This is a genomic window from Nocardia sp. NPDC050712, assembly GCF_040654295.1.
Lineage (GTDB): Bacteria > Actinomycetota > Actinomycetes > Mycobacteriales > Mycobacteriaceae > Nocardia.
The window spans coordinates 26,024-49,821 of sequence record NZ_JBFAHT010000006.1 but is presented as its reverse complement, the minus strand read 5'-3'; the positions used below and the strand labels follow the sequence as shown (position 1 = coordinate 49,821).

At 69.1% G+C, this 23,798-nt stretch carries 18 protein-coding genes and 2 tRNA genes; 12 read left to right on the top strand and 8 right to left on the bottom strand.

The features are described 5' to 3' along the window. Positions 1–8 precede the first annotated feature (8 nt). The 4 genes from AB0H76_RS35720 (at position 9) to AB0H76_RS35705 (ending at position 5,305) form a co-directional block, all read left to right on the top strand. Complete coding sequence (locus AB0H76_RS35720; RefSeq protein ID WP_357331562.1) at positions 9–2,795, top strand: DEAD/DEAH box helicase; 2,787 nt, start codon at positions 9–11, stop codon at positions 2,793–2,795. Further along, positions 2,792–3,559 (top strand): SWIM zinc finger family protein, encoded by a 768-nt coding sequence (locus AB0H76_RS35715; protein WP_357331560.1) that lies wholly within the window; start codon positions 2,792–2,794, stop codon positions 3,557–3,559. Before AB0H76_RS35720 ends, AB0H76_RS35715 begins: the two co-directional genes overlap by 4 nt. Before the next feature lie 550 nt (positions 3,560–4,109). Further along, positions 4,110–4,895, top strand: coding sequence for a helical backbone metal receptor (locus AB0H76_RS35710; RefSeq protein WP_357331558.1), 786 nt, complete (start codon positions 4,110–4,112; stop codon positions 4,893–4,895). Between the two features lie 47 nt (positions 4,896–4,942). Then, positions 4,943–5,305: a hypothetical protein gene (locus AB0H76_RS35705; RefSeq protein ID WP_357331556.1), complete on the top strand. Its 363-nt coding sequence runs from the start codon at positions 4,943–4,945 to the stop codon at positions 5,303–5,305. Here AB0H76_RS35705 and AB0H76_RS35700 read toward each other — a convergent pair. Together AB0H76_RS35700 and icmF are read right to left on the bottom strand one after the other, a co-directional pair. Beyond that, positions 5,302–6,372: an amidohydrolase family protein gene (locus AB0H76_RS35700; RefSeq protein WP_357331554.1), complete on the bottom strand. Its 1,071-nt coding sequence runs from the start codon at positions 6,370–6,372 to the stop codon at positions 5,302–5,304. The genes AB0H76_RS35705 and AB0H76_RS35700 overlap by 4 nt on opposite strands. 52 nt (positions 6,373–6,424) lie before the next feature. Further along, positions 6,425–9,634 carry a fused isobutyryl-CoA mutase/GTPase IcmF gene (icmF, locus tag AB0H76_RS35695; protein ID WP_357331552.1) on the bottom strand — a complete coding sequence of 1,070 codons (3,210 nt, stop codon included), beginning with the start codon at positions 9,632–9,634 and terminating at the stop codon, positions 6,425–6,427. Positions 9,635–9,840: 206 nt separating this feature from the next. On the opposite strand from icmF, the gene AB0H76_RS35690 reads away from it, so the two are divergent. Genes AB0H76_RS35690 through AB0H76_RS35670 form a run of 5 tightly spaced genes read left to right on the top strand, consistent with a single transcriptional unit; the run spans position 9,841 to position 15,192 of the window. Further along, positions 9,841–11,340, top strand: a complete 1,500-nt coding sequence (locus tag AB0H76_RS35690) for a CoA-acylating methylmalonate-semialdehyde dehydrogenase (protein ID WP_357331550.1) — start codon at positions 9,841–9,843, stop codon at positions 11,338–11,340. A gap of 3 nt (positions 11,341–11,343) precedes the next feature. Next, on the top strand, positions 11,344–12,483 hold the full coding sequence (locus tag AB0H76_RS35685; protein ID WP_357331548.1) for an acyl-CoA dehydrogenase family protein: 1,140 nt from the start codon (positions 11,344–11,346) through the stop codon (positions 12,481–12,483). Further along, positions 12,480–13,526: an enoyl-CoA hydratase/isomerase family protein gene (locus AB0H76_RS35680; RefSeq protein WP_357331546.1), complete on the top strand. Its 1,047-nt coding sequence runs from the start codon at positions 12,480–12,482 to the stop codon at positions 13,524–13,526. Before AB0H76_RS35685 ends, AB0H76_RS35680 begins: the two co-directional genes overlap by 4 nt. Beyond that, entirely contained in the window at positions 13,523–14,419 is an 897-nt protein-coding gene (gene mmsB, locus AB0H76_RS35675) for a 3-hydroxyisobutyrate dehydrogenase (RefSeq protein WP_357331544.1), read from the top strand. Before AB0H76_RS35680 ends, mmsB begins: the two co-directional genes overlap by 4 nt. Then, positions 14,416–15,192 (top strand): enoyl-CoA hydratase, encoded by a 777-nt coding sequence (locus AB0H76_RS35670; RefSeq protein ID WP_357331542.1) that lies wholly within the window; start codon positions 14,416–14,418, stop codon positions 15,190–15,192. Before mmsB ends, AB0H76_RS35670 begins: the two co-directional genes overlap by 4 nt. Here the strand turns inward: AB0H76_RS35670 and AB0H76_RS35665 are convergent. Both AB0H76_RS35665 and AB0H76_RS35660 read right to left on the bottom strand, forming a co-directional pair. Then, positions 15,189–16,235, bottom strand: coding sequence for a hypothetical protein (locus AB0H76_RS35665; RefSeq protein WP_357331540.1), 1,047 nt, complete (start codon positions 16,233–16,235; stop codon positions 15,189–15,191). The genes AB0H76_RS35670 and AB0H76_RS35665 overlap by 4 nt on opposite strands. Before the next feature lie 127 nt (positions 16,236–16,362). Beyond that, entirely contained in the window at positions 16,363–16,911 is a 549-nt protein-coding gene (locus tag AB0H76_RS35660; protein ID WP_357331538.1) for a MarR family transcriptional regulator, read from the bottom strand. A gap of 92 nt (positions 16,912–17,003) precedes the next feature. Here AB0H76_RS35660 and AB0H76_RS35655 point away from each other — a divergent pair. Beyond that, positions 17,004–17,075: transfer RNA gene (locus AB0H76_RS35655), tRNA-Cys, on the top strand. Here the strand turns inward: AB0H76_RS35655 and AB0H76_RS35650 are convergent. Beyond that, positions 17,076–18,494, bottom strand: coding sequence for a metallophosphoesterase (locus tag AB0H76_RS35650; protein WP_357331536.1), 1,419 nt, complete (start codon positions 18,492–18,494; stop codon positions 17,076–17,078). It abuts the tRNA gene before it with no gap. Positions 18,495–18,728: 234 nt separating this feature from the next. Between AB0H76_RS35650 and AB0H76_RS35645 the strand changes: the two genes are divergently transcribed. Then, entirely contained in the window at positions 18,729–20,000 is a 1,272-nt protein-coding gene (locus tag AB0H76_RS35645) for a reverse transcriptase family protein (RefSeq protein WP_357331534.1), read from the top strand. A 191-nt stretch (positions 20,001–20,191) separates the two neighbouring features. On the opposite strand, the gene AB0H76_RS35640 is transcribed toward AB0H76_RS35645, so the two are convergent. From AB0H76_RS35640 to AB0H76_RS35630, 3 genes are all read right to left on the bottom strand, one after another. Further along, positions 20,192–20,264 (bottom strand) — tRNA-Arg (locus tag AB0H76_RS35640). A 104-nt stretch (positions 20,265–20,368) separates the two neighbouring features. Beyond that, a complete protein-coding gene (locus AB0H76_RS35635) occupies positions 20,369–21,073 on the bottom strand; it encodes a DUF305 domain-containing protein (protein ID WP_357331532.1) in 705 nt (234 codons plus the stop codon). Further along, positions 21,074–22,012 carry a DUF3105 domain-containing protein gene (locus AB0H76_RS35630; RefSeq protein ID WP_357331530.1) on the bottom strand — a complete coding sequence of 313 codons (939 nt, stop codon included), beginning with the start codon at positions 22,010–22,012 and terminating at the stop codon, positions 21,074–21,076. It lies immediately after the preceding gene. Between the two features lie 93 nt (positions 22,013–22,105). Here AB0H76_RS35630 and argS point away from each other — a divergent pair, with 93 nt between their 5' ends. Continuing rightward, entirely contained in the window at positions 22,106–23,764 is a 1,659-nt protein-coding gene (gene argS, locus AB0H76_RS35625; protein WP_357331528.1) for an arginine--tRNA ligase, read from the top strand. Positions 23,765–23,798: the final 34 nt, after the last annotated feature.

Below are 23,798 nucleotides of genomic sequence, written 5' to 3'. Positions count from 1 at the left end.
ATGAGCGGATGCTGCACGGGCTGTGGTCGCCGGGTTCCGGGTTGCTGCTGTGGTCCGACGCGGCGGTACCCGGGGATTTGCCGGATCCTCTGGGCAGTGTGCTGCGCTCGTCGAAGTGGCGCCATCGCGCCGAGGTGCTGCTCGACGGTGAGCGCGAGAAAGTCCAGGCGCACGCCATGGCGCCGTCCGCGGCGGTGGCCGCGCTCCGCCAGCGGCTCCCGGCCGCCGAGGTCGCCGGGGATCTGCGATTCCTCGCCCACGTCGCCCTCGGGATCGAACGGTGGGCCCGCGCCGGGCGAGTGGTGCCCGAACTGCGCCGCGAAGACGGCCAGTGGTGGGTGCGCTGGCGCCTGATCGGCGGCGCCCGCCAGCGGGCCTGGCTCGCGGAATTGGCGGTCGCCATGCCCGCCGCGCTGCGCGTCGCGGGCCGCCCGGCCGCCGTGCTGGACGACCTCGTCGCCGAACTCACCGACCCGATCGTCAGCGAACTCCTCGACGCGCCCGCCCCGGCGCATCCGCTGCTGGCCGCGCTGATCGGCGATACGGAGCTGGAAACCGGCAGCCATCAGCTCTCGGAACTGCTGGAGCGCTGGCGAGCCAGCCTGACCGTGGACGAACCCGAACTGGTGCTGCGCCTGCTCGAACCCGACGGCGACGACGAGGCCGAACTCACGCTGTGGCGGCTGGAAGTCTGCCTGCGCACCGAGGGCGAGGCCCCGGCTCCCGTTCCGCTGCACGGCGATCCGAGCCTGGTGCACGCCGCGGCCGAGAAACTGGGCGAGGCGCGCCGGGTCTATCCGCGCCTGCGCGACCTGCCCACCGACAGTCACACCATGGATCTGCTGCTGCCCACCGCCGTGGTGGCCGACCTGGTCGAGCACGGCGCGCACGCCCTGCGTGCCGCGGGTGTCAAGCTGCTGCTGCCCCGGGCCTGGAACATCACCGAACCGACCATGCGCCTGCAGGTTTCGAGCGCGGTCCCCGCCGCGGAGAGCACCGTCGGCATGCGCGGGCTGGTCTCCTATCGCTGGGAATTGGCGCTCGGCGACACGGTGCTCACCAAGGCCGAGATGGAGCGCCTGGTGCGCTCAAAATCCGATCTGGTGCAGCTGCGCGGCGAATGGGTGCAGGCCGACCACAAGGTGCTGGCCGCCGCGGCCCGCTATGTCGCCGCGCATACCGACACCTCACCGGTCACCCTGGCCGACATGCTCGGTGAACTCGCGAGCGGGCATGTCGCCCAGGTGCCGCTCACCGAGGTGACGGCCACCGGCTGGGCCGCGGAAATCCTGGACCGCAGCCACGATCCGGAGCCCATCGCCGCGCCGGCCGGCCTGAAGGCGCAGCTGCGCCCGTATCAGGAGCGGGGCCTGTCCTGGCTGGTCACCATGAACCGCATGGGCTGCGGTGCCGTCCTCGCCGACGACATGGGGCTCGGCAAGACCGTTCAGGTGCTGGCCCTGCTGGTGCACGAGCGCGAAAACGCCGCGGCGCAAGCACAACCGGGCCCGACCCTGCTGGTGTGCCCGATGTCGGTGGTCGGCAACTGGCAGCGGGAGGCGGAGCGCTTCGCCCCGGGGCTGCGGGTGCTCGTGCACCACGGCGTCGGTCGCCGCGCGGGCGCGGAGCTGGATTCGGCTGTCGCGGAGGCGGATCTGGTGATCACCACCTACGCGCTGCTGGCACGCGACGTCGAGGAGTTCCGCCGCCAGCCCTGGGAGCGGATCGTGCTGGACGAGGCGCAGCACATCAAGAACGCCAACACCCGCCAGGCCCGTGCCGCGCGCACCCTGCCGGCCCGGCACCGCCTGGCGCTCACCGGAACCCCGGTGGAGAACCGGCTCGAAGAGCTGCGCTCCATCCTGGATTTCGCGCAGCCCAAACTGCTGGGCACCGCGCAGACCTTCCGGGCCCGCTTCGCCGTCCCGATCGAGCGCGAACGCGACCAGAACGCGATCTCCCGCCTGCGCTACCTCACCCAGCCGTTCGTGCTGCGCCGGGTGAAGACCGATCCCGCCGTCATCTCCGATCTGCCGGACAAGCTGGAGATGACGGTGCGCGCCAACCTGACCGTGGAGCAGGCCGCGCTGTATCAGGCCGTCGTCCAGGACATGCTGGAGAAGATCAAGAGCGCCAAGGGCATGGCGCGCAAGGGCGCGGTGCTCGGCGCGCTGACCCGGCTCAAGCAGGTCTGCAACCATCCGGCGCACTTCCTGGGCGACGGTTCCGGCGTGCTGCTGCGCGGCAACCACCGCTCCGGCAAGCTCGCGCTGGTCGAGGACGTGCTGGATGCCGTGCTCGCCGACGGCGAGAAGGCGTTGCTGTTCACCCAGTTCCGCGAGTTCGGCGAGATCATCGCCCCGTACCTGGCCGAGCGGTTCGGCACCGAGATCCCGTTCCTGCACGGCGGCGTGCCGAAGAAGCGGCGCGACACCATGGTCGAGCGCTTCCAGTCCGACGACGGCCCGCCGCTGATGCTGCTCTCGCTCAAGGCCGGCGGCACCGGCCTGAACCTCACCGCCGCGAATCATGTTGTGCACCTGGACCGCTGGTGGAACCCCGCGGTCGAGAACCAGGCCACCGACCGCGCCTACCGGATCGGGCAGCAGCGCAACGTGCAGGTGCGCAAACTGGTCTGCGTCGACACCATCGAGGAGCGGATCGACGAAATGATCAACGGCAAGCGGGATCTGGCCGAGCTGGCGGTCGGCGCGGGGGAGAACTGGATCACCGAGCTTAGCACCGACGAGCTGCGCGAGCTGTTCACCCTGGGCGCGGAGGCGGTCGGCGAATGAGCCCCTTCGAGGATTACAGCAAGTACGGCAAGCGTCGCCCGGTCCGGGGCGGCGTCGAAGCCCGCAGTCGCCGTGGCGGATTCGGCCGCACCTGGTGGGGCAAGGCGCTGATCGACGCGGTCGAGGCGATGGCCGAACCGGGGCGGTTGGCCCGGGGCCGCACCTACGCCCGCTCCGGGCAGGTGGTGAGCTATCGCATCGAGCCGGGTGCGGTGACCGCGGAAGTACAAGGCAGCCAGCCGCGCCCGTTCACCGCGGTGTTCACCGTCCGCCCGCTGCGCGAGGAGGAGCTCGACCTGCTGATCGACACCATCCGCACCGCGCCGGGCATGCTCGCCGACATCGCCTCCGGCGCGCTGCCCACCGGCCTGGGGCCCATGCTGCTCCCGACCACCGCGGCCGACCTGGACTTCGAATGCACCTGCCCGGATCCGGGCTGGCCCTGCAAGCACGTGGCCGCGGTCTGCTATCTGCTCGCCGAGCGCCTCGACGAGCACCCCCGCGAGATCCTGACCTTGCGCGGCCTGGACCTGAACACCTTGATCTCCGGTATCGAACGCGATCAGCAGCCGGTCGCGTCGACGGACCCCTACGGCGACAACGCGGTACTGCCGGAGCTGCCGAAACTCGAATTCCGCTCGGCCCTGGACGATCTCGATCCCACGCTGCTGCGCCGCGCGCTGCGCATGAGCAGTGAGGACGAACCGGAGGCCGCGGCCGGTCTGCGCGAGCTGCGCGCCCTCTACGCCCTGCTGGATCGCTGAGGGGCCGGCCCTGGGACGCCAGGCCCGGGCATCGTGAGTCTGCGGATTCCCGATGCGGGCAGTGGACCTGGCGTCCGTGGGATGGCGTACGCACTCACTGGGGCAAGTGATTGCTCGCCAGGCACCCGGAGCCGAGGCCGACTACGCTTCCCGGGCTTTGTCTGGCTGGATCCCTGCCCGGTGCGATGTGGGCCGGGACTTCCCGACGCCGGGTGCCATGTCTCAGTGTGCGCCGCCGACGCGGGCCGGGAACTGCCCGATTACTGTCCATTCGCTGCCCTTGCACCGTCCTTACGCGCGGGCCCGGCGCTGACAATGATCGCGAAACAGCCCGTGGCCAGCCCGGATGTAGCGCGGGGCGAATTCGGGCAATATCGGCGCGCGATCCAGTAGGCGCCCGCGGACGCGGCGCAGCCGTCCGGGCGGAACGGCCACTGGGTGTTCGAGCAACTCCGGAGCACGCCTGCCGCTCCGGACCACGGGGATGTCCTAGATTGGAGAGTATGGCGGGCAAGTCCTCATGGCCGGCGCGCTGCGCGCGGATCCCGGCGTGAGTGCGCGCCAGGCGCGCTGGGCGCCGGATGATCTGGACGCGCCGGTGCCGCTGACCCGGCCGGTGCGGCGCGTGGTCTCCCTGGTGCCCTCGCTCACCGAGTCGGTGGCGCACACCTGCCCGGAGCTGCTGGTGGGGGCCACCGAATGGTGCACGCATCCGGCCGATCTCGGGGTCGAGCGGGTGCGCGGGACCAAGAATCCCGATGTGCGCCGCATCGTCGAGCTCGCTCCCGACGTGGTGCTGTGCAATCAGGAGGAGAACCGCCGGATCGATGTCGAACGATTGCGGGATGCGGGAATCCCGGTGTGGGTCACCAGGATCCAGACCGTCGACGAGGCCGTCGGCTCGCTCACCCGGATGTTCGCCGAAGCGCTCGGTGTCGCGGTGCCCGGGTGGCTCACCGAGGCCGGAAAGACCTGGGCCACACCGCCGACCGGCCCCGCCCGGAAAGCCGTCATCCCGATCTGGCGGAACCCGTGGATGGTCGTCGGCCGCGACACCTTCACCGCGGATCTGGCCGGTCGCCTCGGCCTCGAGCTGGTGCACGCGAGCCACCCCGATCGCTATCCGCGCGTCACCGACGGCGAACTCACTCGCGACGTCGATCTCGCGGTGCTCCCCGACGAGCCGTACGTCTTCACCGAAACCGACGGTCCCGACGCCTTTCCCGGTATCCCGGTCGCCTTGGTCGCCGGCCGCGACCTCACCTGGTACGGACCGTCGCTGACCACGGCCCGCGCCACACTTACCGCGCAACTCGCCGCCGCCGACGTGCGCTGACCTGCAATCCCGGCCCGCACTCGCCGCGGCGCGCGCACACTGGAATCATGTTCCGGCACCGTCCCGGACGTCTCGCCGCCCTCTGGCACCGGGTGTTCGAGTACGCCGCGCCCTGGCTCGCGATCCTGCTGTTCGGCACGTTCCTGGCGGTGCTGGCCGCCTTCCTGCTGGTGCCGGGTCCCAGCATCGGCGCGCGCCTGCTCGCCCTGCTCTGCGCGGGTCATCAAATCCTGCTGTGGGGCGTCTATTTCAGCGTCGTGGAGCTGGCGGACAACCAATCCGTGTGGGGCACCGCGATAGTCCCGCGCAAACGCCTGCGCACCGAGATCATCCTGGCCACCGTGTTCTGGTCGAACCTGGTGCTGATCAGCGGCGTGCTGTGGCTGCTGGTGACCTCGCTGGTCGCCTAGAGCGCCAGGCGGTACACCCGCTGCGCCGTGCCGCGGAAGACCTGCTCGAGCTCGGCGGGCCCGCCGCCGTGCGCCGTCACCGCCTCGGCGATGGTCTGCACGCTGTTGGCGATGCTGGTGATCGGCTTGTCCACGGGGAAATTCGAGCCCCACAGCATTCGTTCGGCGCCGAAGACGGTGAGCGCGTGCTCCAGCAGCGGCCCGACCCGGTCGAGCAGGTCGGCGACCGAGGTGGACGTACCGCGCGGCGGCACCGGATGCCCCAGGATCGGCATCATCGCGCCGCTGCACTTGGCCACGACATTGGCGTGGTCGGCCAGTTCGGCGAAATCGTCGCGCCAGCGCAGGAACAGCTCGCGCCGCCGGCTCGGGTTGGCGCCGGTGTGCTTGCCGACCGGCCCGAAAATCCCGGCGGGCGTGCCCAGGTGGTCGATGACGATCGGCACCTCGGGGTAGCGCTTGGCCAGCGCCGTGACATCGGGGATCGCGTGCGAGTACACCCAGGCGTCGAAGGACAGCCCGCGTTCGGCCAGCCGGGCGAAGCCGTCCAGGAAAGCCGGTGCGGCGAGGGCGCTCTCGGTCTTGCAGAAGGAGCGGACGCCCGGATCGGGATGGTGACCGACCATGGTGCGGATGCCCCGGAACAGGGGCGACGCGGCCTGGTGCGCGTCGAGCAGCTCGGCGAATCCCGGTGCGGCGGGGTCGGCGTTGCCGATGATCGCGCGCAGCGGAACCGCCTGCGCGGTCGGCAGATTCGCGACCCAGCGGGTCTCGTCGGCCTTGGCCAGCGGCCCCTTGCCGGACCACTCGACCTCCATGTGCAGGAAGTCGTCGATCGGCACCTCGGCCACATCGGCCTGATAGTCCGGCGGCAGGTACTTGTCCAGGTAGGCCGTGGGATCACCGGAGAACTCGCGGTCCCGGCGCGGCGCGAGCTTCATCGCCGTGTCCACCGAAATCGGCAGATACCGGAAGATTTTCGCGAATCCGCCGAAATCCCGGGGCGTGCTGAACGGGTCCCACTGGTGCACGTGCGCGTCGAATATCCGAATGCCTGCTAGATCCATGTCCGCCGTCCTACCACCGATGGCCCGATCTTCGCGATTGTCACACGCCCGCTCAGACGTTGCGGCGGTATTGGCCGCCCACGCGGAAGAAGGTATCGGTGATCTGCTGCAGGGTGCAGACGCGGGCGGCGTCCATGAGCACCTCGAAGATGTTGTCGTCGGTGCGCGCCACGGCCTCCAGCCGGGCCAGCGCCGCGTGCGCCTGATCCCGGTGCCGGTGCTGGAAGTCGCGCACCCGTTCGAGTTGTGATTGCTTCTCCGCCTCGGTGCCGCGGGCCAGTTCGATCACGTGGTGTGGTTCGCCGTGCGGGTTGCGGAAGGTGTTGACGCCCACGATCGGCAGCGAACCATCGTGTTTGCGCTGCTCGTAGCGCATGGATTCATCCTGGATCTTGCCGCGCTGGTAGCCCGTCTCCATCGCGCCGAGCACGCCGCCGCGCTCGTTGATCCGCTCGAATTCGCTCAGCACCGCCTCCTCGACCAGGTCGGTGAGCTCCTCGATCAGGAAGCTGCCCTGCAGCGGGTTCTCGTTCATCGCCAGGCCCCACTCGCGGTTGATGATCAGCTGGATCGCCAGCGCGCGGCGCACCGATTCCTCGGTGGGCGTGGTCACCGCCTCGTCATAGGCGTTGGTGTGCAGGCTGTTGCAGTTGTCGTAGAGGGCGATGAGCGCCTGCAGGGTGGTGCGAATGTCGTTGAAGTTCATCTCCTGCGCGTGCAGCGACCGGCCCGAGGTCTGGATGTGGTACTTCAGCTTCTGCGAACGGTCGTCGGCGCCGTAGCGATCGCGCAGGGCGATCGCCCAGATCCGCCGTGCCACCCGGCCGATCACCGAGTACTCCGGGTCCATGCCGTTGGAGAAGAAGAACGACAGGTTCGGCGCGAAGTCGTCGATGCGCATGCCGCGCGCGAGATAGGCCTCCACGTAGGTGAATCCGTTGGCCAGAGTGAAGGCCAGCTGGCTGATCGGGTTCGCCCCGGCCTCGGCGATGTGATAGCCGGAGATGGAGACCGAGTAGAAGTTGCGAACGCTGTTGCGCACGAACCACTCCTGGATGTCGGCCATCATCCGCAGGCTGAACTCGGTGGAGAAGATGCAGGTGTTCTGGCCCTGGTCTTCCTTGAGGATGTCGGCCTGCACGGTGCCGCGCACCGTCGCCAGGGTGCGGGCGCGGACCTCGGCGGCCTCCTCGGGCGTCGGCTCCCGGCTCGCCGTGGCCGTAAAGCGTTCCAGGTCACGATCTATCGCGGTGTTGAGGAAGTAGGCCAGGATGGTGGGCGCCGGACCGTTGATCGTCATCGACACCGAGGTGGCCGGCGCGGTCAGGTCGAAGCCGTCGTAGAGCGCCGCCATGTCCTCGAGCGAGGCGATGGACACCCCCGAGGTGCCGACCTTGCCGTAGATGTCGGGTCGTTCGGCCGGATCGTGGCCGTAGAGCGTCACCGAATCGAACGCGGTGGACAGCCTTTTCGCCGCGGCGTGCTCGCTGAGCACCTTGAAGCGTCGGTTGGTGCGGAACGGATCGCCCTCGCCGGCGAACATGCGAGCCGGATCCTCACCGTCGCGTTTGAACGGGAAGACGCCCGCGGTGAAGGGGAATCGCCCCGGCAGATGTTCCGCGCGCAGGAAGCGCAGCAGCTCACCGTGATCGGTGAACCGGGGCAGCGCGACCCGCGGAATGCTGTTGCCGGACAGCGTTTCACGACGCAGCGCGGTGCGGATTTCCTTGTCCCGCACGTGGTTGACCTGTTCCGCGCCCCGGTAGGACTCGGCGAGCGCGGGCCATCCCGCGAGCAATTCGGCGTCGGCGGTGCCGAGATCCGCTCTGGCCCGCGCCACCAGTTCGGTCAGCTCCGCGTTCTCCGTCAGTTCCGCCGCCACCAGCTCCAGCCGCTGAACCCGCTGTGCGGCAACGACTCGGCGCGCGGTCTCCGCGTGATAGTCGCGCACGGTCTCCGCGATCTCGGCCAGGTAGCGCACCCGCGCCGGCGGAATGATCTGCGCGAAGCGCGTGGACGCGCGGGTGTGCACGCGGGGGAGCACCCCCGGTTCCAGCACCAGCCCCTTCGCGCTCAGCAACTCGCTCAGGTGCTGGTACAGCGCGGTCACACCGTCGTCGTTGAAAGTCGCCGCGCTGGTGCCGAAGACCGGCATATCTTCGGGCATGGCGGTGAAGTCCTCGCGATTGCGCACCAGCTGTCGGGAGACATCCCGCAGCGCGTCCGCGGCCCCGCGGCGTTCGAACTTGTTGATCGCCACCGCATCCGCGAAGTCCAGCATGTCGATCTTCTCCAGCTGGGAGGCCGCGCCGAACTCCGGAGTCATCACATACAGCGACACGTCGACGTGGTCGGTGACCGCCGCGTCGCCCTGCCCCATGCCCGGGGTCTCCAGGATCACCAGGTCGTAACCCGCTGCCTTGCAGGCGTTGACGATCCCGCCGATGTTCTCCGGCAGTTCCCGCCCGCCGCGGGTGGCCAGGGAGCGGAAGAAGATGTGGTCGCCGTCCAGGGCGTTCATCCGGATTCGGTCGCCGAGCAGCGCGCCGCCGCCGCGCCGCCGGGTCGGATCCACGGCCAGGATCGCCACCCGCAGCTTGTCCTGCTGATCCGACCGCAGCCGGCGCACCAATTCGTCGGTGAGCGAGGACTTTCCGGAGCCGCCGGTGCCGGTGATCCCCAGGACGGGGACCGTTCGCGCGGCGGCGGCCTCGTCCAGGGCCTGGCGATCCGGCGCGGGCAGGGTGTCCTGTTGCAGGCAGGTGATGGCCCGGGCCAGCGCGGCGCGTTCCCCGGTGAGCACCGCGGCCAGGTCGGGCGGCCGCTCGGCCAGGTCGTGATCACAGTCCCGGATCAGCTGATTGATCATGCCGGGCAGACCGAGTCGCTGCCCGTCCTCGGGGGAGAAGATGGTGACTCCGGCGGCGGCCAGGCGCTCGATCTCCTCGGCGACGATGACCCCGCCACCGCCGCCGTAGATCCGGACGTGCCCGGCGCCCGCCTTGCGCAGGGCGTCGGCCAGGTATTCGAAGTACTCGACGTGCCCGCCCTGATACGAGCTCACCGCGACGCCTTGCACGTCCTCGGTGAGCACCGCGTCCACCACCTCGCTGACCGCTCGGTTGTGGCCCAGATGGATCACCTCGCCGCCCTGGGACTGCAGGATCCGCCGCATGATGTTGATCGCGGCGTCGTGCCCGTCGAACAGGGCGGCCGAGGTCACGAAGCGGACGGGGTGCTTGGGCTGGTGCAGATCGGCCACGGCTGCCTCCGAGAGTGCGATGCGCGTCCAATACTAGGACGTCCAACTAAGCCTACGGTGATGCACGTCACTCCGCTAGCGGCGCGCGGAGATCACTTCGGAGTGCTGTGGGTCACAACGATCGATTTACTTGGATGTCCAACTATAGGATGGCCGCATATCAGCCACGCCCGGCTGAACAGCGTCGTCAACGAGACAGGACTGGCATGGTTCGCGAACTCACGCACTTCATCGGTGGGCAGCACGTCCCCGGCACCTCCGGCAACTTCGGCGACGTGTTCGATCCGAACATCGGCCAGGTGCAGGCCCGGGTGCCGCTGGCGAGTAAGGCCGAGGTCGAGGCGGCCATCGCGAATGCCGAAGCGGCGCAGCGGGTCTGGGCCGCCTACAATCCGCAGAAGCGGGCGCGCGTGCTGATGAAGTTCCTGACCCTGGTGCAGGACGAGATGGATTCGCTGGCCGCGCTGCTCTCCTCGGAGCACGGCAAGACCATCCCCGACGCCAAGGGTGACATCCAGCGCGGCCTCGAGGTGATCGAATTCGCCTGCGGCATACCGCATCTGCTCAAGGGCGAGTACACCGAATCGGCCGGCACCGGCATCGATGTGTACTCCATGCGGCAGCCGCTGGGCGTCGTCGCGGGCATCACCCCGTTCAACTTCCCGGCCATGATCCCGCTGTGGAAGGCCGGCCCGGCGCTGGCCACCGGCAACGCGTTCATCCTCAAGCCGTCCGAGCGTGATCCCTCGGTGCCGCTGCGCCTGGCCGAGCTGTTCCTCGAGGCCGGGTTGCCCCCCGGCGTGTTCAACGTGGTCAACGGTGACAAGGAAGCCGTCGACACGCTGCTGCACGACCCGCGCATCAAGGCCGTCGGGTTCGTCGGCTCCACCCCGATCGCGCAGTACATCTACGAGACCGCCTCCGCCAACGGCAAGCGCGCGCAGTGCTTCGGCGGCGCCAAGAACCACGCCATCGTGCTGCCCGACGCCGACCTCGACGACGTCGCCGATCAGCTGATCGGCGCGGGCTACGGCTCGGCGGGCGAGCGCTGCATGGCCATCTCGGTGGCGGTGCCGGTGGGCCAGGAGACCGCGGATCGCCTGCGCGAGAAGCTGATCGAGCGGGTGAGCAAGCTCAATGTCGGCCGCTCCGACGATCCGGGCGCGGATTTCGGCCCGCTGGTCGGGCGGGACGGCGTGGACCGCGTCAACTCCTATGTCCAGATCGGTGTCGACGAAGGGGCCGAACTGGTCATCGACGGGCGCGGCCTGACGGTCGAGGGCGGCGAGGACGGCTACTTCGCCGGCGCGACGCTGTTCGACAACGTCACCCCGGAGATGCGGATTTACAAGGAGGAGATCTTCGGACCGGTGCTCGCGATCGTGCGGGCCAAGGACTACGAAGAGGGCCTGCGCCTGGCCAACGAGCACGAATACGGCAACGGCGTCGCCATCTTCACCCGGGACGGCGATGCCGCCCGCGACTTCGCGGCGCGGGTCCAGGTCGGCATGGTCGGCATCAACGTGCCGATTCCGGTGCCGATCGCCTACCACACCTTCGGCGGCTGGAAGCGGTCCGGTTTCGGCGATCTGAACCAGCACGGCCCGGATTCCATCCGCTTCTACACCAAGACCAAGACCGTCACCCAGCGCTGGCCTTCCGGCATGAAGGAGTCCAACGCGTTCGTCATCCCGACGATGGACTGACCGATGTTCGAACTGGACGACGACGAGAAGGCGATCCGCGACACCGCGCGCGGCTTCGCCGATGAGTTCCTGGCGCCGAACGCGCTGGAATGGGATGAGCAGAAGCACTTTCCGGTCGACGTGCTGCGCAAGGCGGGCCCGCTCGGGCTCGGCGGCATCTACGTCGGCGAGGACGTCGGCGGCTCGGGCCTGCGCCGGCTGGACGCCGTGCGCATCTTCGAGCAGCTGGCCACCGGCTGCCCGGCCATCGCCGCCTACATCTCCATCCACAACATGGCGACCTGGATGATCGACAGCTACGGCAACGCCGAGCAGCGCAATCAGTGGCTGCCGCGGTTGACGTCGATGGATCTGCTGGCCAGCTACGCGCTGACCGAACCGGGCGTCGGCTCGGACGCGGCGGCGTTGAGCACCAAGGCGGTACGCGACGGCGAGGACTACATCCTCAACGGCGTCAAGCAATTCATCTCCGGCGCCGGGGCCAACGACGTCTACGTGCTCATGGTGCGCACGGGCGAGCAAGGGGCGCGCGGCATCTCGGCCTTCATCGTGCCCGCCGATACGCCCGGCCTCTCGGTCGGGCCGAACGAGCGCAAGATGGGCTGGAACGCACAGCCCACCCGCCAGGTGATCCTCGAGGACGCCCGGGTGCCCGCCGCGAACCGGCTCGGCGCCGAGGGTGACGGCTTCCGGATCGCCATGAACGGGCTCAACGGCGGCCGGCTCAATATCGCGGCCTGCTCGGTCGGCGGCGCGCAGGCGGCGCTGGACAAGACCGTGCCGTACCTGGCCCAGCGCAACGCCTTCGGGCAGGCGCTGCTGAAGAATCCGGCGTTGCAGTTCCAGCTCGCCGATATGCGCACCGAGTTGGAGGCGGCCCGCACCCTGCTCTGGCGCGCGGCGGGCGCACTCGACGCCGACGCGCCCGACAAGGTCGAGTTGTGCGCGATGGCCAAGCGTTTCGCCACCGACGCCGGTTTCGAGGTCGCCAACAAGGCCCTGCAACTGCACGGTGGCTACGGTTACCTGGCCGAATACGGCCTGGAGAAGATCGTCCGGGATCTGCGCGTGCACCAGATCCTCGAAGGAACCAACGAGATCATGCGGGTGGTTGTCGCCCGCGCGGTAGTAGGAGCGGCATGACCGAGGTACTCATCGAAAAGCGCGACGGGCTGGGCCTGATCACGCTGAATCGGCCCAAGGCCATCAACGCGCTGAATCATCCGATGGCGCTGGAGATTCTGGCCGCACTGCGGGCCTGGTCGACCGACGACGAGGTACGCACCGTCGTGGTGACCGGCGCGGGGGAGCGCGGATTGTGCGCGGGCGGCGATATCGTCGCCATTCACTCCGACGCCAAGTCCGGTGCGGCCGGGGCGGATTCGCCGACCGGGGTCTTCTGGCGCGACGAGTACATCCTCAACGCGCTGATCGGGAGCTACCCGAAGCCGTACCTGGTCGTCATGGACGGCATCGTGATGGGCGGCGGTGTCGGCCTGTCCGGGCACGGCAGCCACCGGATCGTCACCGAGCGCTCCAAGATCGGCATGCCGGAGGTCGGCATCGGCTTCATCCCCGATGTCGGTGGCACCTACCTGCTTGCGCGCACCCCGGGTGAGCTCGGCACGCACGTCGCGCTGACCACCGCGCGGATGACCGCCGGCGACGCCATCGCCGCGGGTTTCGCGGACTACTTCGTGGCCTCGGAAAACCTGCCGGCCCTGCTGGATACGCTGCGCACCGAGACCGCGGAGATCGCGATCGCCAAGTTCGCCACGGCCGCACCGGAATCCGGGCTGGTGGCGCAGCAGGAGTGGATCGACGCCTGCTACAGCGCCGGCACGGTCGAGGAGATCGTGGCGCGCTTGCAGGCGAGCCCGGTGCCCGAGGCCGAGCAGGCCGCGGCCGATATCCTCGCGAAATCGCCGGTGGCCTTGAAGGTCACGTTGCGTTCGCTGCGCCGGGCGCGCGAACTGGCGAGCCTGGCGGCGGTGCTGAACGAGGAGTACCGCGTCTCCATCGCCGCGCTGTCCTCGCATGATCTGGTCGAGGGCATCCGCGCCCAGGTCATCGACAAGGACCGCAACCCGCAGTGGTCGCCCGCCACCCTGGCCGAGGTGACCGATGCGCAGGTCGACGCCTACTTCGCCGAATTGGGTTCCGAGGAACTGGGGTTGAACGCATGAGCAAGAAGATCGGTTTCCTGGGTCTGGGCCACATGGGCGGCCCGATGGCGGCCAACCTGGTGCGGGCGGGCTATGACGTGCTCGCCTTCGACCCGGTGCCCGCCGCGCAGGCGCAGGCGCGCGAAGACGGTGCCACCGTGGTGGATTCGGCCGTCGCCGCCGTCGCCGAGCGCGACATCGTCATCACCATGCTGCCCAACGGCAAGCTGGTGCTCGACGTCTACGCCGAGACGCTGCCGGTCGCGGCCCCCGGCACGCTGTTCATCGACTGTTCCACCATCGATGTCGCCGATGCCGCGGCGGCGGCCGAGCGTGCGGTGGCAGCCGGGCATCGGGCGCTGGACGCTCCGGTCTCCGGTGGCGTCGGCGGTGCGGTCGCGGGCACGCTGACCTTCATGGTCGGCGGCACGGCCGACGCGTTCGACGCCGGCCTGGGCGTGCTGGAGATCATGGGTGGCAAGGTCGTGCACTGCGGCTCCTCCGGCGTCGGGCAGGCCGCGAAGATCTGCAACAACATGCTGCTCGGCATCTCCATGGTCGCGCTCTCCGAAGCCCTCGTGCTCGGCGAGAAGCTGGGGCTGACCCACGAGAAGTTCTTCGACGTGGTCTCCACGGCCTCGGGCCAGTCCTGGTCGCTGACCAGCTACTGCCCGGTGCCCGGCCCGGTCCCGGCCAGCCCCGCCAACAACGACTACCAGCCGGGTTTCGCCACCGCGCTGATGACCAAGGACCTGGGCCTGGCCGCGAACGCGCTGGCGGCCAACGGCGTCGACGGGCAGATCGGTCAGCTCGCCGCCGAGATCTACAACCGGTTCAACCAGGAACAATCGGGCAAGGACTTCTCGGCTATCGTGACGGACATTCGCAAGCGATCCGGAGGAGAACAGGCGTGACCGACTTCGAGACCATTCTGCTGGAGCGCAAGGGCCGCGTCGCCCTGCTCACGCTCAACCGGCCGAAGGCCCTCAATGCGCTGAACTCGCAGGTCCTCGCCGATATCTCGCAGGCGCTGGACGAGCTCGAGCAGGACAGCGGAATCGGCGCGGTCGTGCTCACCGGCTCCGACCGGGCCTTCGCGGCGGGCGCCGACATCAAGGAGATGCAGACCAAGTCCTACATGGACATGTTCCTGGCCGATCACTTCGCCGGCTGGGACCGGCTGGTCGCCTTCCGCAAGCCCATCATCGCGGCGGTCGCCGGCTACGCCCTGGGCGGCGGCTGCGAACTGGCCATGATGTGTGACCTGCTGATCGCGGCCGACACGGCCAAGTTCGGCCAGCCCGAGATCAAGCTCGGCGTCATCCCCGGCATGGGCGGCTCCCAGCGCCTGACCCGCGCCGTCGGCAAGGCCAAGGCCATGGACCTGATCCTGACCGGCCGCAACATGGACGCCGAGGAAGCCGAGCGCGCGGGCCTGGTCTCGCGCATCGTCCCGGCCGCCGAGCTCGTCAGCACCGCGCTGGAGGTGGCCGAGACGATCGCCTCGATGTCGCTGCCGTCGGTCATGATCGCCAAGGAGGCCGTCGACCGCTCCTTCGAGACCACCCTCACCGAGGGCCTGCGCTTCGAACGCCGGGTCTTCCACTCGCTGTTCGCGACCGAGGATCAGAAGGAAGGCATGAACGCCTTCGTCGAGAAGCGGCCGGCCGACTTCGACCACCGCTAGCGGAAGGAACTCGCGGGCGGGGTGCCCACCATCTCCGCGGGGGTGGGGGAGGTGCCGTCCTGGCTGGAGGACGTGTCACGGTCCATCACCAGCACGCCGGCGATGGTGGCGCCCAGGGTGGCCGTAACCGCCAGGGCGGCAATGAGTTTGCGGCGATCGACGGTGGCCGTGGTGAGGTGGCCGAGGCGGGCGCGGGTGGTGCGCAATTCCGCGGCGGGGCGCCCGGTGGCCAGCAGCACCGCGCCCCGCGCGGACACCGACTCGGGCTCCGGGTCGTAGATCAACGGCAGGTCGATCGCCGCCGCGAGCATGTCCTGCACGCTCGGGCTGCGTGTGCAACCGCCCAGCAGCACCACGGCCGCGGGCGGGGCCTCGGTCGACTCGATCGTCTGGTGCACGAACGACACCGAGTGATGGATGCCCGCCGCGCACAATTCGGTGATGTCGCTGCGGGTGAGCACGGCCCGCCCGCCGGAGGTGGCGTCCATCGCGGTGACCACGCGGTCGGTGCTCAGCGCCTCGCGGTGCCGGCGGCAGCTGAGCTTGTCGGTCAGGACGCCGTCGCGGGCCAGCTGCCAGCGCAGCAGCGCGTCGAAACCGTCGCCGCCGAGCACGGTGCTGCGTCTGCTGGACAGCACCGAATCGGTCCGGCAATCCACGTGTGTGATGGTCAGCCCCGAACTGCCGAGGTCGTAGAGCAGTACCGTGCCGTCCTCGGGCAGGCGGCCGGTGAAGCGCAGATACCGCAGCTGGGCAAGCGTTTCGGAGACGACGGTGACCGGAAGATAGCCCGCGGCGGCCCGGATGGCGTCGGCGTGCAGCGGACACCGGCAGGTGACCGCCGTGCCGGTGATCAACTCGTCGCGCCGGTCGGCGGATCGGCGCATCTGCCGGATCGCCTCGAAGACGGCCTCTTCCACGCCGCCACCGGCCCGGCGAGGCACCCGGCAGCGGTCGATCGGCGGGAGATGCGGCTGATCGGAATGTGTCAGTACCGCGCGGGCGCCACCAGCGCCTGCCGATACCCCCAAGACCAGCACCATATGCTCCATGGTGGACCTTTTCCGGGCCGCTGCCAAGGTGGGAGCGGGTGAATTCGCTAGTCGGATGCCGGAACGTTACGGACACGCCGATACGGCCGCGTAGGGGACTGTCCAGTCCGGTTGCCGGTCAACGATCCTGGGCGGTCCAGCGCGCCTGTTCGTCCCCGGTGTCGAAATCACCGGCGGCGTGGCGGAACTCGGCCAGCAGTTGCAGCAGCGTATGCAGGCGATCCGGCGGCAGGCCGGGTTGCGCGAACACCTTCGCGTTGAGTTGCTCGGTCGCCTCGGCGACGAGTTCGCGGCCCGCCTCGGTGATTTCGATCAGGGTGGCGCGGCGGTCGCTGGGGTGTGGAACGCGTTGCACCAACCGGGCCGCTTCCAGGCGATCGACGGTATTGGTGACGCTGGTGGGGTGCACCTGTAGCCGCGCGCTGGCCTTGGCCATCGGCAGCGCGCCGGTTTTGCTGAAGCTCAGCAGGGCGAGCAGCTCGTAGCGCGAGAACGTCAGACCGGTTGGTTTCAACGCTTCGTCGACCCGGGCCATCACGATCTGCTGCGCGCGCACCAGCGAGGTCACCGCGGCCATGCCGTCGGCCACCGCGCCCCAGCCGTGGCCGACCCACTGACGGTGGGCCTCCTCGATCGGATCGAGCGGAAGCGGGCGTGGCCGGGACATGGTCTCGATCATTCCATGTCGTCGTGAGATTCGAATCAGGGTGAGCGCAACGGTGGGCCGCGGCGGCCCGGAACGGCATGGTTATAGACGAGGCGGGCGTGGCTGAGAGGTTTAGGCAGCGGTCTGCAAAGCCGTTTACGTGGGTTCGATTCCCGCCGCTCGCTCTAGAGGGATTTCCGCAAACCGGAGAAATCCCGCAGCACAACATGATTGCGGTCGGCGCACGAGCCGAGGGTGTAGAACGGCTGCAAGCCGAAGAACTCACCGCGGGTGATTCCGCTCCAGCGGCGGGCGCCCGCGGTGCGGGTCTTGTAGAAATTGACCATGTACCCGCCCTCGTAGACCCGCAGCAGGCTGTAGCCGCCCGGGTATTCCTTCACCGCGGCCACCTCCAGGAACTCCACGGCGCACTCGGTATCCGGCCGGGTCCGGCGATTGCGGTGCGTGTGGCCGCTGTGGTGCAGGAAAACCCCCGGCGTCCGCGCGTAGAGCGCCTGCAACTCGGCGCTGTCGGGTTGGTTCAGGATGAAACCGGGGCCCGCGATATTGCTGAATCCGGATTCCGAGGTCACCGGATGGTGGCCGAACAGCACTGTCGGCCGATCCGGATCGGCGCGCAGAATTTCGGTGAGCCGCTCGAATTGCGGGCGCTCTATTCGCCCGCCCGCCGCGTCGAGATCGCTGGTGTCCAATCCGATCAGGCGCAGGCCGCCGAGGTCGTGCTCGAGCAGGTGCTGGCGCGCGGTGAATTCCGGGCCCCAGCAATCGAAATGGTCGCCCAGTGGCGCGCAGGAGCGATGATCGTCGCCGATATGCGGCCGGTCGTGATTACCGCGCACCGCCAGATAGTCGCGGCCGTGCGCGCCCCACCGGTCGAGCAGGCGGCGGACTCCGGTCACCTCCGCCGCGGTCGCCTCCGCGGTCAGATCGCCGGCGAGCAGCAACCGCTCGGCATTGCGATCGGGCTTGCGCAGATCCTCCAGCAGCGCGCCCAGCATCACCTCCGGATACGGCGGCAGATCCGGCGCCTGCCGGAAGCCGGGCGGAAACTGCCCGACGATCAGCCCGCTCACCGATTCGCCGTAGTGCACATCGTTGGCCAGCGCCACCGTGCGCACCAGGCGGCCGGGCGGCGGCACCAGCGTAGTGAATTCGCCGATGGCCTCGGGGGTTCCGGGTGTGATCGTGGCCGGGTTCAGACCGGGTATGGCGCGCACACCGTCCGACCACGCCTCGAAGCGGTAGGTGCGCCCGGGCTCGAGGCCGTGAATCTCCGCGTAGTGGAACGGCGTTCGCCCGGGCTCGGCATGCACCTGCACCGGCGCGCGCGGCGAATCCGCGGGCCCGATCCGGACCTCGCCGCCGGCGTCGACGGGGAACAGGCCGATCGCGTCGGTTGTGCCCGTCGTCCAGGTCAGTACCACCGAGGTATCGGTGACCGTGACCACCTCGAGGTCCGTCGCCACCATCGGATTCCATTGCGCCCGTGCCGGACTCGCGGCCATCGGCCCGGTGGCCGAGAGCAGCGCGGCCAGCCCGAGGGCGCCCAGGAAGGTCCGGCGCGAGGGACCGCAGCAGGTCATGCGGGAAAGAGTACCGGCGCTCCAGGATGACTCGCCGGGAATGATGTGCCAGGGTAATCCGGTGCGACAGCGGCGAGGGGAGAGTGGGTCGACACGACCCGTCTCAGGGGTAACCCCTGGGTTGAGCAAATCGGTTGGGCACAGCGTCCGAAACCAGTCGGCACGCTCCGCGTGCAGGGTGGTCCGGAGGACGAAGGGTTCTGGTCGCCTCGCCGCCGTCGCATTCCCTGCTTCATGAGCGCAGCGGTCCCACCCGGGCTGGCCCGGGAACTGGCCGGCTGCTTCGAATTCCTCGACGCCGAATGGAGCCGGTCGGCGCTGGCCGAAGCGTTCGCCGAGATCGTCGAGCCGGAGCGGGCGGAGGAACTGGCCCGCCGGGTGACCGAGCTGATGCCGACCGAACCGCTCGATCCGATCGGAACGCTGCGCCGCCTGCTCGGCGAGTTGCCGAAATTGGCGACGATCGTCGTGCCGTTCGACTTCGAGGTCCCTGAAAAGCCATCCACGCCACTGCGTTTCGGTGCGGTCGAGATTCCCGATCTGGCTGCGCTCGCCTTGCTGCTCAATGTCACCCCCGCCGAACTCGAGTGGTTCGCCGATCACGGGTGCTGGCTGCGCCGCGCCACCCAGCCGCTGACCCACTACCGCTACCGCCTGCTGCCGAAGGCGCACGGTGTCCGCCTGGTCGAAGCGCCGAAGGTTCGCCTGCGCGAAATCCAGCGCCGCATCCTGCATCGCGTGCTCGACGGCATCCCGGCGCACGACGCCTGTCACGGATTCGAGAAGGGCCGCAGCGCAACCACATTCGCCGCACCGCACGCCGGTGCGGAGGTGGTCGTGCGGCTGGACCTGCGCGACTTCTTCACCAGCGTCGGCGTCGAACGAGTGCGCGCCGTCTTCGCCGCGTGCGGGTACACCCCGGCCGTAGCCCAGGTCCTGGCCGACCTGTGCACCACCGCCACCCCGCCCACCGAACTGCGCGCCCTCGACTTCGATCAGCGAAACCTGCTGCGCACCCGGCACTTACCGCAGGGCGCCCCGACCTCGCCCCGCCTGGCCAACCTCATCGCCCACGGCCTGGACCGTCGCCTGGCCGGCTACGCGGGCAAGCACGGTCTCGAATACACCCGCTACGCCGACGATCTCGCGATCTCCGGAAAATCCGATCTGGACACTGCCCAAATGATCTGGATGGCAACGACGATCGCGAAATCCGAGGGCTTCGCGATCCGCCCCGCCAAAACCCGCATCCGCCGCCCGCACCAGCGCCAAGTGCTGGCCGGCCTGGTCGTCAACCACCACCCCGCCGTCCCCCGCGACCGCTACGACACCCTGCGCGCCCTGCTGCACAACTGCCTGCGCACCGGCCCCGCCGCCCAGAACCACGACGACCACACCGACTTCCGCGCCCACGTCTACGGCCTGATCTCCTGGATCGGCGAAACCAGCCCGACCCGCCGCACCAAACTCCTGGCCATGGCCGGCGAAATCGACTGGTCGAAATAGCCACCAGATCTCAGAGCGATCGGACACAGAGCAACAATGTTCGCCCAGCACTGACCCACCACAGCCGATCGCGGGAGGGGGTCCGGGGGCGAAGCCCTCGGGCCGGGGCGTGGGGGCTCGGCCCCCACAAATTCGACGAAAACGAGAACGGCTCATGCTCTCCATGAGCATGAGCCACCTACGAGTTGAAGTGCCCTCGGCAGGAATCGAACCTGCGGCCTTCTGCTCCGGAGGCAGACGCTCTATCCCCTGAGCTACGAGGGCGGGATAGTTCTCGACCGGGCCGCGGGGCGGTCCGATCGGGCGGGGAAAGCGTATCGCATCCCTGGCCCACCGCCAAAAAGCAGGGTGGGCCGGGGAGTTCGCGATCAGTTGAGGGGCAGGGGTGTGCTGCCGCGCGTGCTGAGCATGCGGGTGATGAGCTGGGCTTCGTTCTGCTGCGTGCCGCTCATGGTTTCGGCCAGGGTGCGCACGGCGGTGGTTTCCGCGTGCTGGGCGGCGTACTCGATCATCGACAGCCCGCCCTGGTGGTGCCGCAGCATCAGGCGCAGGAACATGGTGTCCAGTTCAGGCCCGGGGACCTGCCGCAGGGCCGCCAATTCCGCGGCAGTGGCCATGCCGGGCATGGTCGCGGACGGTCCGGTGTGCTGGGCGGCGGTGTTCGCGCCGCCGTGGTGCCCGGCGGACGGTTCGGTCATCCAGGCCATGAAGCCGTCGACGCTCTGCGCGGGTTTGCCCCACAGCTGCAACCAGCCCTGCATGCGGCCGACCTGGGCCTGCTGGGTGGTCATGATGTCGTAGGCGAGGCGGCGCACGTCGGTGTCGGTGGAGCGCAGCAAGGCCACGCCCGCCATTTCCACCGCCTGCGCGTGGTGTGCGGACATGTCCTGGGTGAAGCCGATGTCCACCGCGCCCGGATCGGGTTCGGACGCGCCGTCGAGGGGGATACGCGCCAGCGTGCCGACGGCGAAACCGAGCAGGATCGCCCCGAGGACGCCCAGGACCAGCAGCGCGGTCCGCTGACCACGCACCTGGCTCCGGAATCCGGGCTCGGTTTCGCTGTCGGTGCTCATCTACTGCGTCGCCGGCGGGGTCACGGGCTCGACCGGCGGCACGGCGGGCGCGGTGGGCACGGCCGGAACCGTGGGCACCCCGGGCAGGCCGGGGATGTTCGGCACACCGGGGATGGCGGGCTGTCCGGCGCCGCCGAGCTCACTCTGGTCGGACTGGATCCCGGCGCCGTCGACGGGCACCGCGTCGGGACCCGGGGGAGCCGGGTCGAACGGCGCGGGGTTGTCGCGGTCGAAGTACGGGTTGGAGCAGTCCGCGCCGATCTCGGGGTAGACGCCGTAGGCGTTCTGACGCAGCGCGGTGATGAACTGCCCGACCCGCTTGTCGTTCGGATCGTCCAGCTTCAGCTGATGACCCCAGGATTGCAGCGAAACCGCCGAATCCAGGCCCGGGTACGGCGACATCATCGTGTACTGCTTGCCCTCGACCTTGCGCGCGAGCGCATCGAGCCCGCTCGCGTCGACCTTGTCGGGGTTGTAGGTGATCCACACCGCCCCGTGCTCGAGCGAGTGCACCGCGTTCTCGGTCCGGATCGGCTTGCTGTAGACCACGCCGGTGCAGGCGGCCCAGGACGAGTCGTGCGGTCCGCCGTAGGCCGGGCTGGTGTCGTAGGCGACGCGCTGGTTGGGCTGGATGTGCTTGCCCGCGCCCTGCGCGTAGTCCTTCTTGACGACGCCCGGGATCTGGTCGGACGGGTCCTTCTTCTCGGCGCTCGGGGTGTATTTCTCGAGCTCGGCCTGCTCGCGGTACTTCGGGACCAGGCTGTAGGCCAGGACACCGACCAATGCGATGATTACCGCGGCGGCACCGATGGACAGCCATGGAATTTGGCGCTTCTGTCGAAGTTGGCCTTTGCCGCCCCCCTTGCGGAGGGAAGGTGAGGCCTTCCCGGCGGCTCGGACGGCCTTGGCCGATTTCGAGGCGCTGTTACTACTCGGCATCGCTCGTTGTGCTCTCTCGACGTGATGATTCCGCTGTCCTGCGCGGTGCCCGCCCGAAGGTGTTCACCTGCCCAGACCATAGGATAGTTACTCGTGACTCCAGCTGACCTTGCATCTCTCCTCCGCGCAACCGCCGCGAAGGTGCTTGCCGAACGTGGACTGGACCCTGCGGTCCTGCCCGACGAGGTCAGTGTGGAGCGCCCCCGTAATCCGGAACACGGTGACTATGCCACGAATTTGGCGATGCAGGTTGCCAAGAAAGTGGGAACCAACCCGCGTGAGCTCGCGACCTGGGTTGCCAGTGCCCTTGCCGAAGCCGACGGCGTGGACGCCGCGGACGTCGCCGGTCCGGGCTTCCTGAACATCCGGCTGGCCGCCGCCGCGCAGGGCGCGATCGTGGCGAAGATCCTGGAGGCGGGCGCCGCCTACGGCACCGCCGAGTCGCTGACCGGCACCCAGATCAACCTGGAATTCGTCTCGGCGAACCCGACCGGCCCGATCCACCTCGGCGGCACCCGCTGGGCCGCCGTCGGTGACGCGCTGGGCCGGGTTCTGTCCGCGCAGGGCGCCGCGGTCACCCGGGAGTACTACTTCAACGACGCCGGCGCCCAGATCGACCGGTTCGCCAATTCCCTGGTCGCGGCCGCGACCGGCGCACCGACGCCGCAGGACGGGTACGCGGGCGCCTACATCACCGAGATCGCGGACGCGATCGTGGCGCAGCACCCGGACGCTGCGAGCCTGCCCGAGCGGGAACGGCACGAACTGTTCCGGGGCGAAGGCGTCCAGATGATGTTCGCCCACATCAAGCGGACGCTGCACGATTTCGGCTGCGACTTCGACGTCTACTTCAACGAGAGCTCGCTGTTCGCCTCCGGCGCGGTCGACAAGGCCGTCGCCGACCTGAAGGCCTCGGGCAATCTGTACGAGAAGGACGGCGCCTGGTGGATCGCCAGCACCGAATACGGCGACGACAAGGACCGCGTCGTCCTCAAGAGCGACGGCACCTCCGCCTACATCGCCGGTGACATCGCCTACTTCCAGAACAAGCGGGCGCGCGGCTTCGACCTGTGCATCTACATGCTCGGCGCGGATCACCACGGCTACATCGGCCGGTTGAAGGCCGCCGCCGCCGCGTTCGGCGACAACCCGGACACCGTCGAGGTGCTGATCGGCCAGATGGTGAATCTGGTGCGCGACGGTGCCGCGGTGAAGATGAGCAAGCGCGCGGGCACGGTGATCACCCTGGACGATCTGGTGGAGGCCATCGGCGTCGACGCTTCCCGCTACTCGCTGGTCCGCTCCTCGGTGAACTCGAGCATCGACATCGACCTGGACCTGTGGACCAAGCAGGAGAGCGTCAACCCGGTCTACTACGTGCAATACGCGCACGCCCGCACCTGCAGCATCACCCGGAACTCCGCGGAATTCGAATTCGCCGCGGTGCCGGTGGATCTGGGCCTGCTGACCGCCGAGCGCGAGACCAAGCTGATCGGCGTCCTGGGCGAGTTCCCGCGGGTGCTGACCGCCGCCGCCGAGATGCGGGAACCGCATCGCGTCGTGCGCTACCTGGAAGAACTGGCCGGTGCCTACCACCCGTTCCAGTCCGACGACGACATGCGCGTGCTGCCCAAGGGCGACGAACCCGTCACCCCGCGGCACGCGGCCCGGCTGGAACTGGTCAAGGCGACCCGGCAGGTGCTGGCCAACGGCCTCGCCCTGCTCGGTGTGAGCGCACCGGAGCGGATGTGAACGTCCACCTATCGAGCTGCGTGCGCGCACTCGC

Coding starts and splice junctions, on each gene's coding strand:
- AB0H76_RS35720 (WP_357331562.1), top strand. CDS start 9: ATGCTGCACGGGCTGTGGTCGCCGGGTTCCGGGTTGCTGCTGTGGTCC.
- AB0H76_RS35715 (WP_357331560.1), top strand. CDS start 2,792: ATGAGCCCCTTCGAGGATTACAGCAAGTACGGCAAGCGTCGCCCGGTC.
- AB0H76_RS35705 (WP_357331556.1), top strand. CDS start 4,943: ATGTTCCGGCACCGTCCCGGACGTCTCGCCGCCCTCTGGCACCGGGTG.
- AB0H76_RS35700 (WP_357331554.1), bottom strand. CDS start 6,372: ATGGATCTAGCAGGCATTCGGATATTCGACGCGCACGTGCACCAGTGG.
- AB0H76_RS35690 (WP_357331550.1), top strand. CDS start 9,841: ATGGTTCGCGAACTCACGCACTTCATCGGTGGGCAGCACGTCCCCGGC.
- AB0H76_RS35685 (WP_357331548.1), top strand. CDS start 11,344: ATGTTCGAACTGGACGACGACGAGAAGGCGATCCGCGACACCGCGCGC.
- AB0H76_RS35680 (WP_357331546.1), top strand. CDS start 12,480: ATGACCGAGGTACTCATCGAAAAGCGCGACGGGCTGGGCCTGATCACG.
- mmsB (WP_357331544.1), top strand. CDS start 13,523: ATGAGCAAGAAGATCGGTTTCCTGGGTCTGGGCCACATGGGCGGCCCG.
- AB0H76_RS35665 (WP_357331540.1), bottom strand. CDS start 16,235: ATGGTGCTGGTCTTGGGGGTATCGGCAGGCGCTGGTGGCGCCCGCGCG.
- AB0H76_RS35660 (WP_357331538.1), bottom strand. CDS start 16,911: ATGTCCCGGCCACGCCCGCTTCCGCTCGATCCGATCGAGGAGGCCCAC.
- AB0H76_RS35650 (WP_357331536.1), bottom strand. CDS start 18,494: ATGACCTGCTGCGGTCCCTCGCGCCGGACCTTCCTGGGCGCCCTCGGG.
- AB0H76_RS35645 (WP_357331534.1), top strand. CDS start 18,729: ATGAGCGCAGCGGTCCCACCCGGGCTGGCCCGGGAACTGGCCGGCTGC.
- AB0H76_RS35635 (WP_357331532.1), bottom strand. CDS start 21,073: ATGAGCACCGACAGCGAAACCGAGCCCGGATTCCGGAGCCAGGTGCGT.
- AB0H76_RS35630 (WP_357331530.1), bottom strand. CDS start 22,012: ATGCCGAGTAGTAACAGCGCCTCGAAATCGGCCAAGGCCGTCCGAGCC.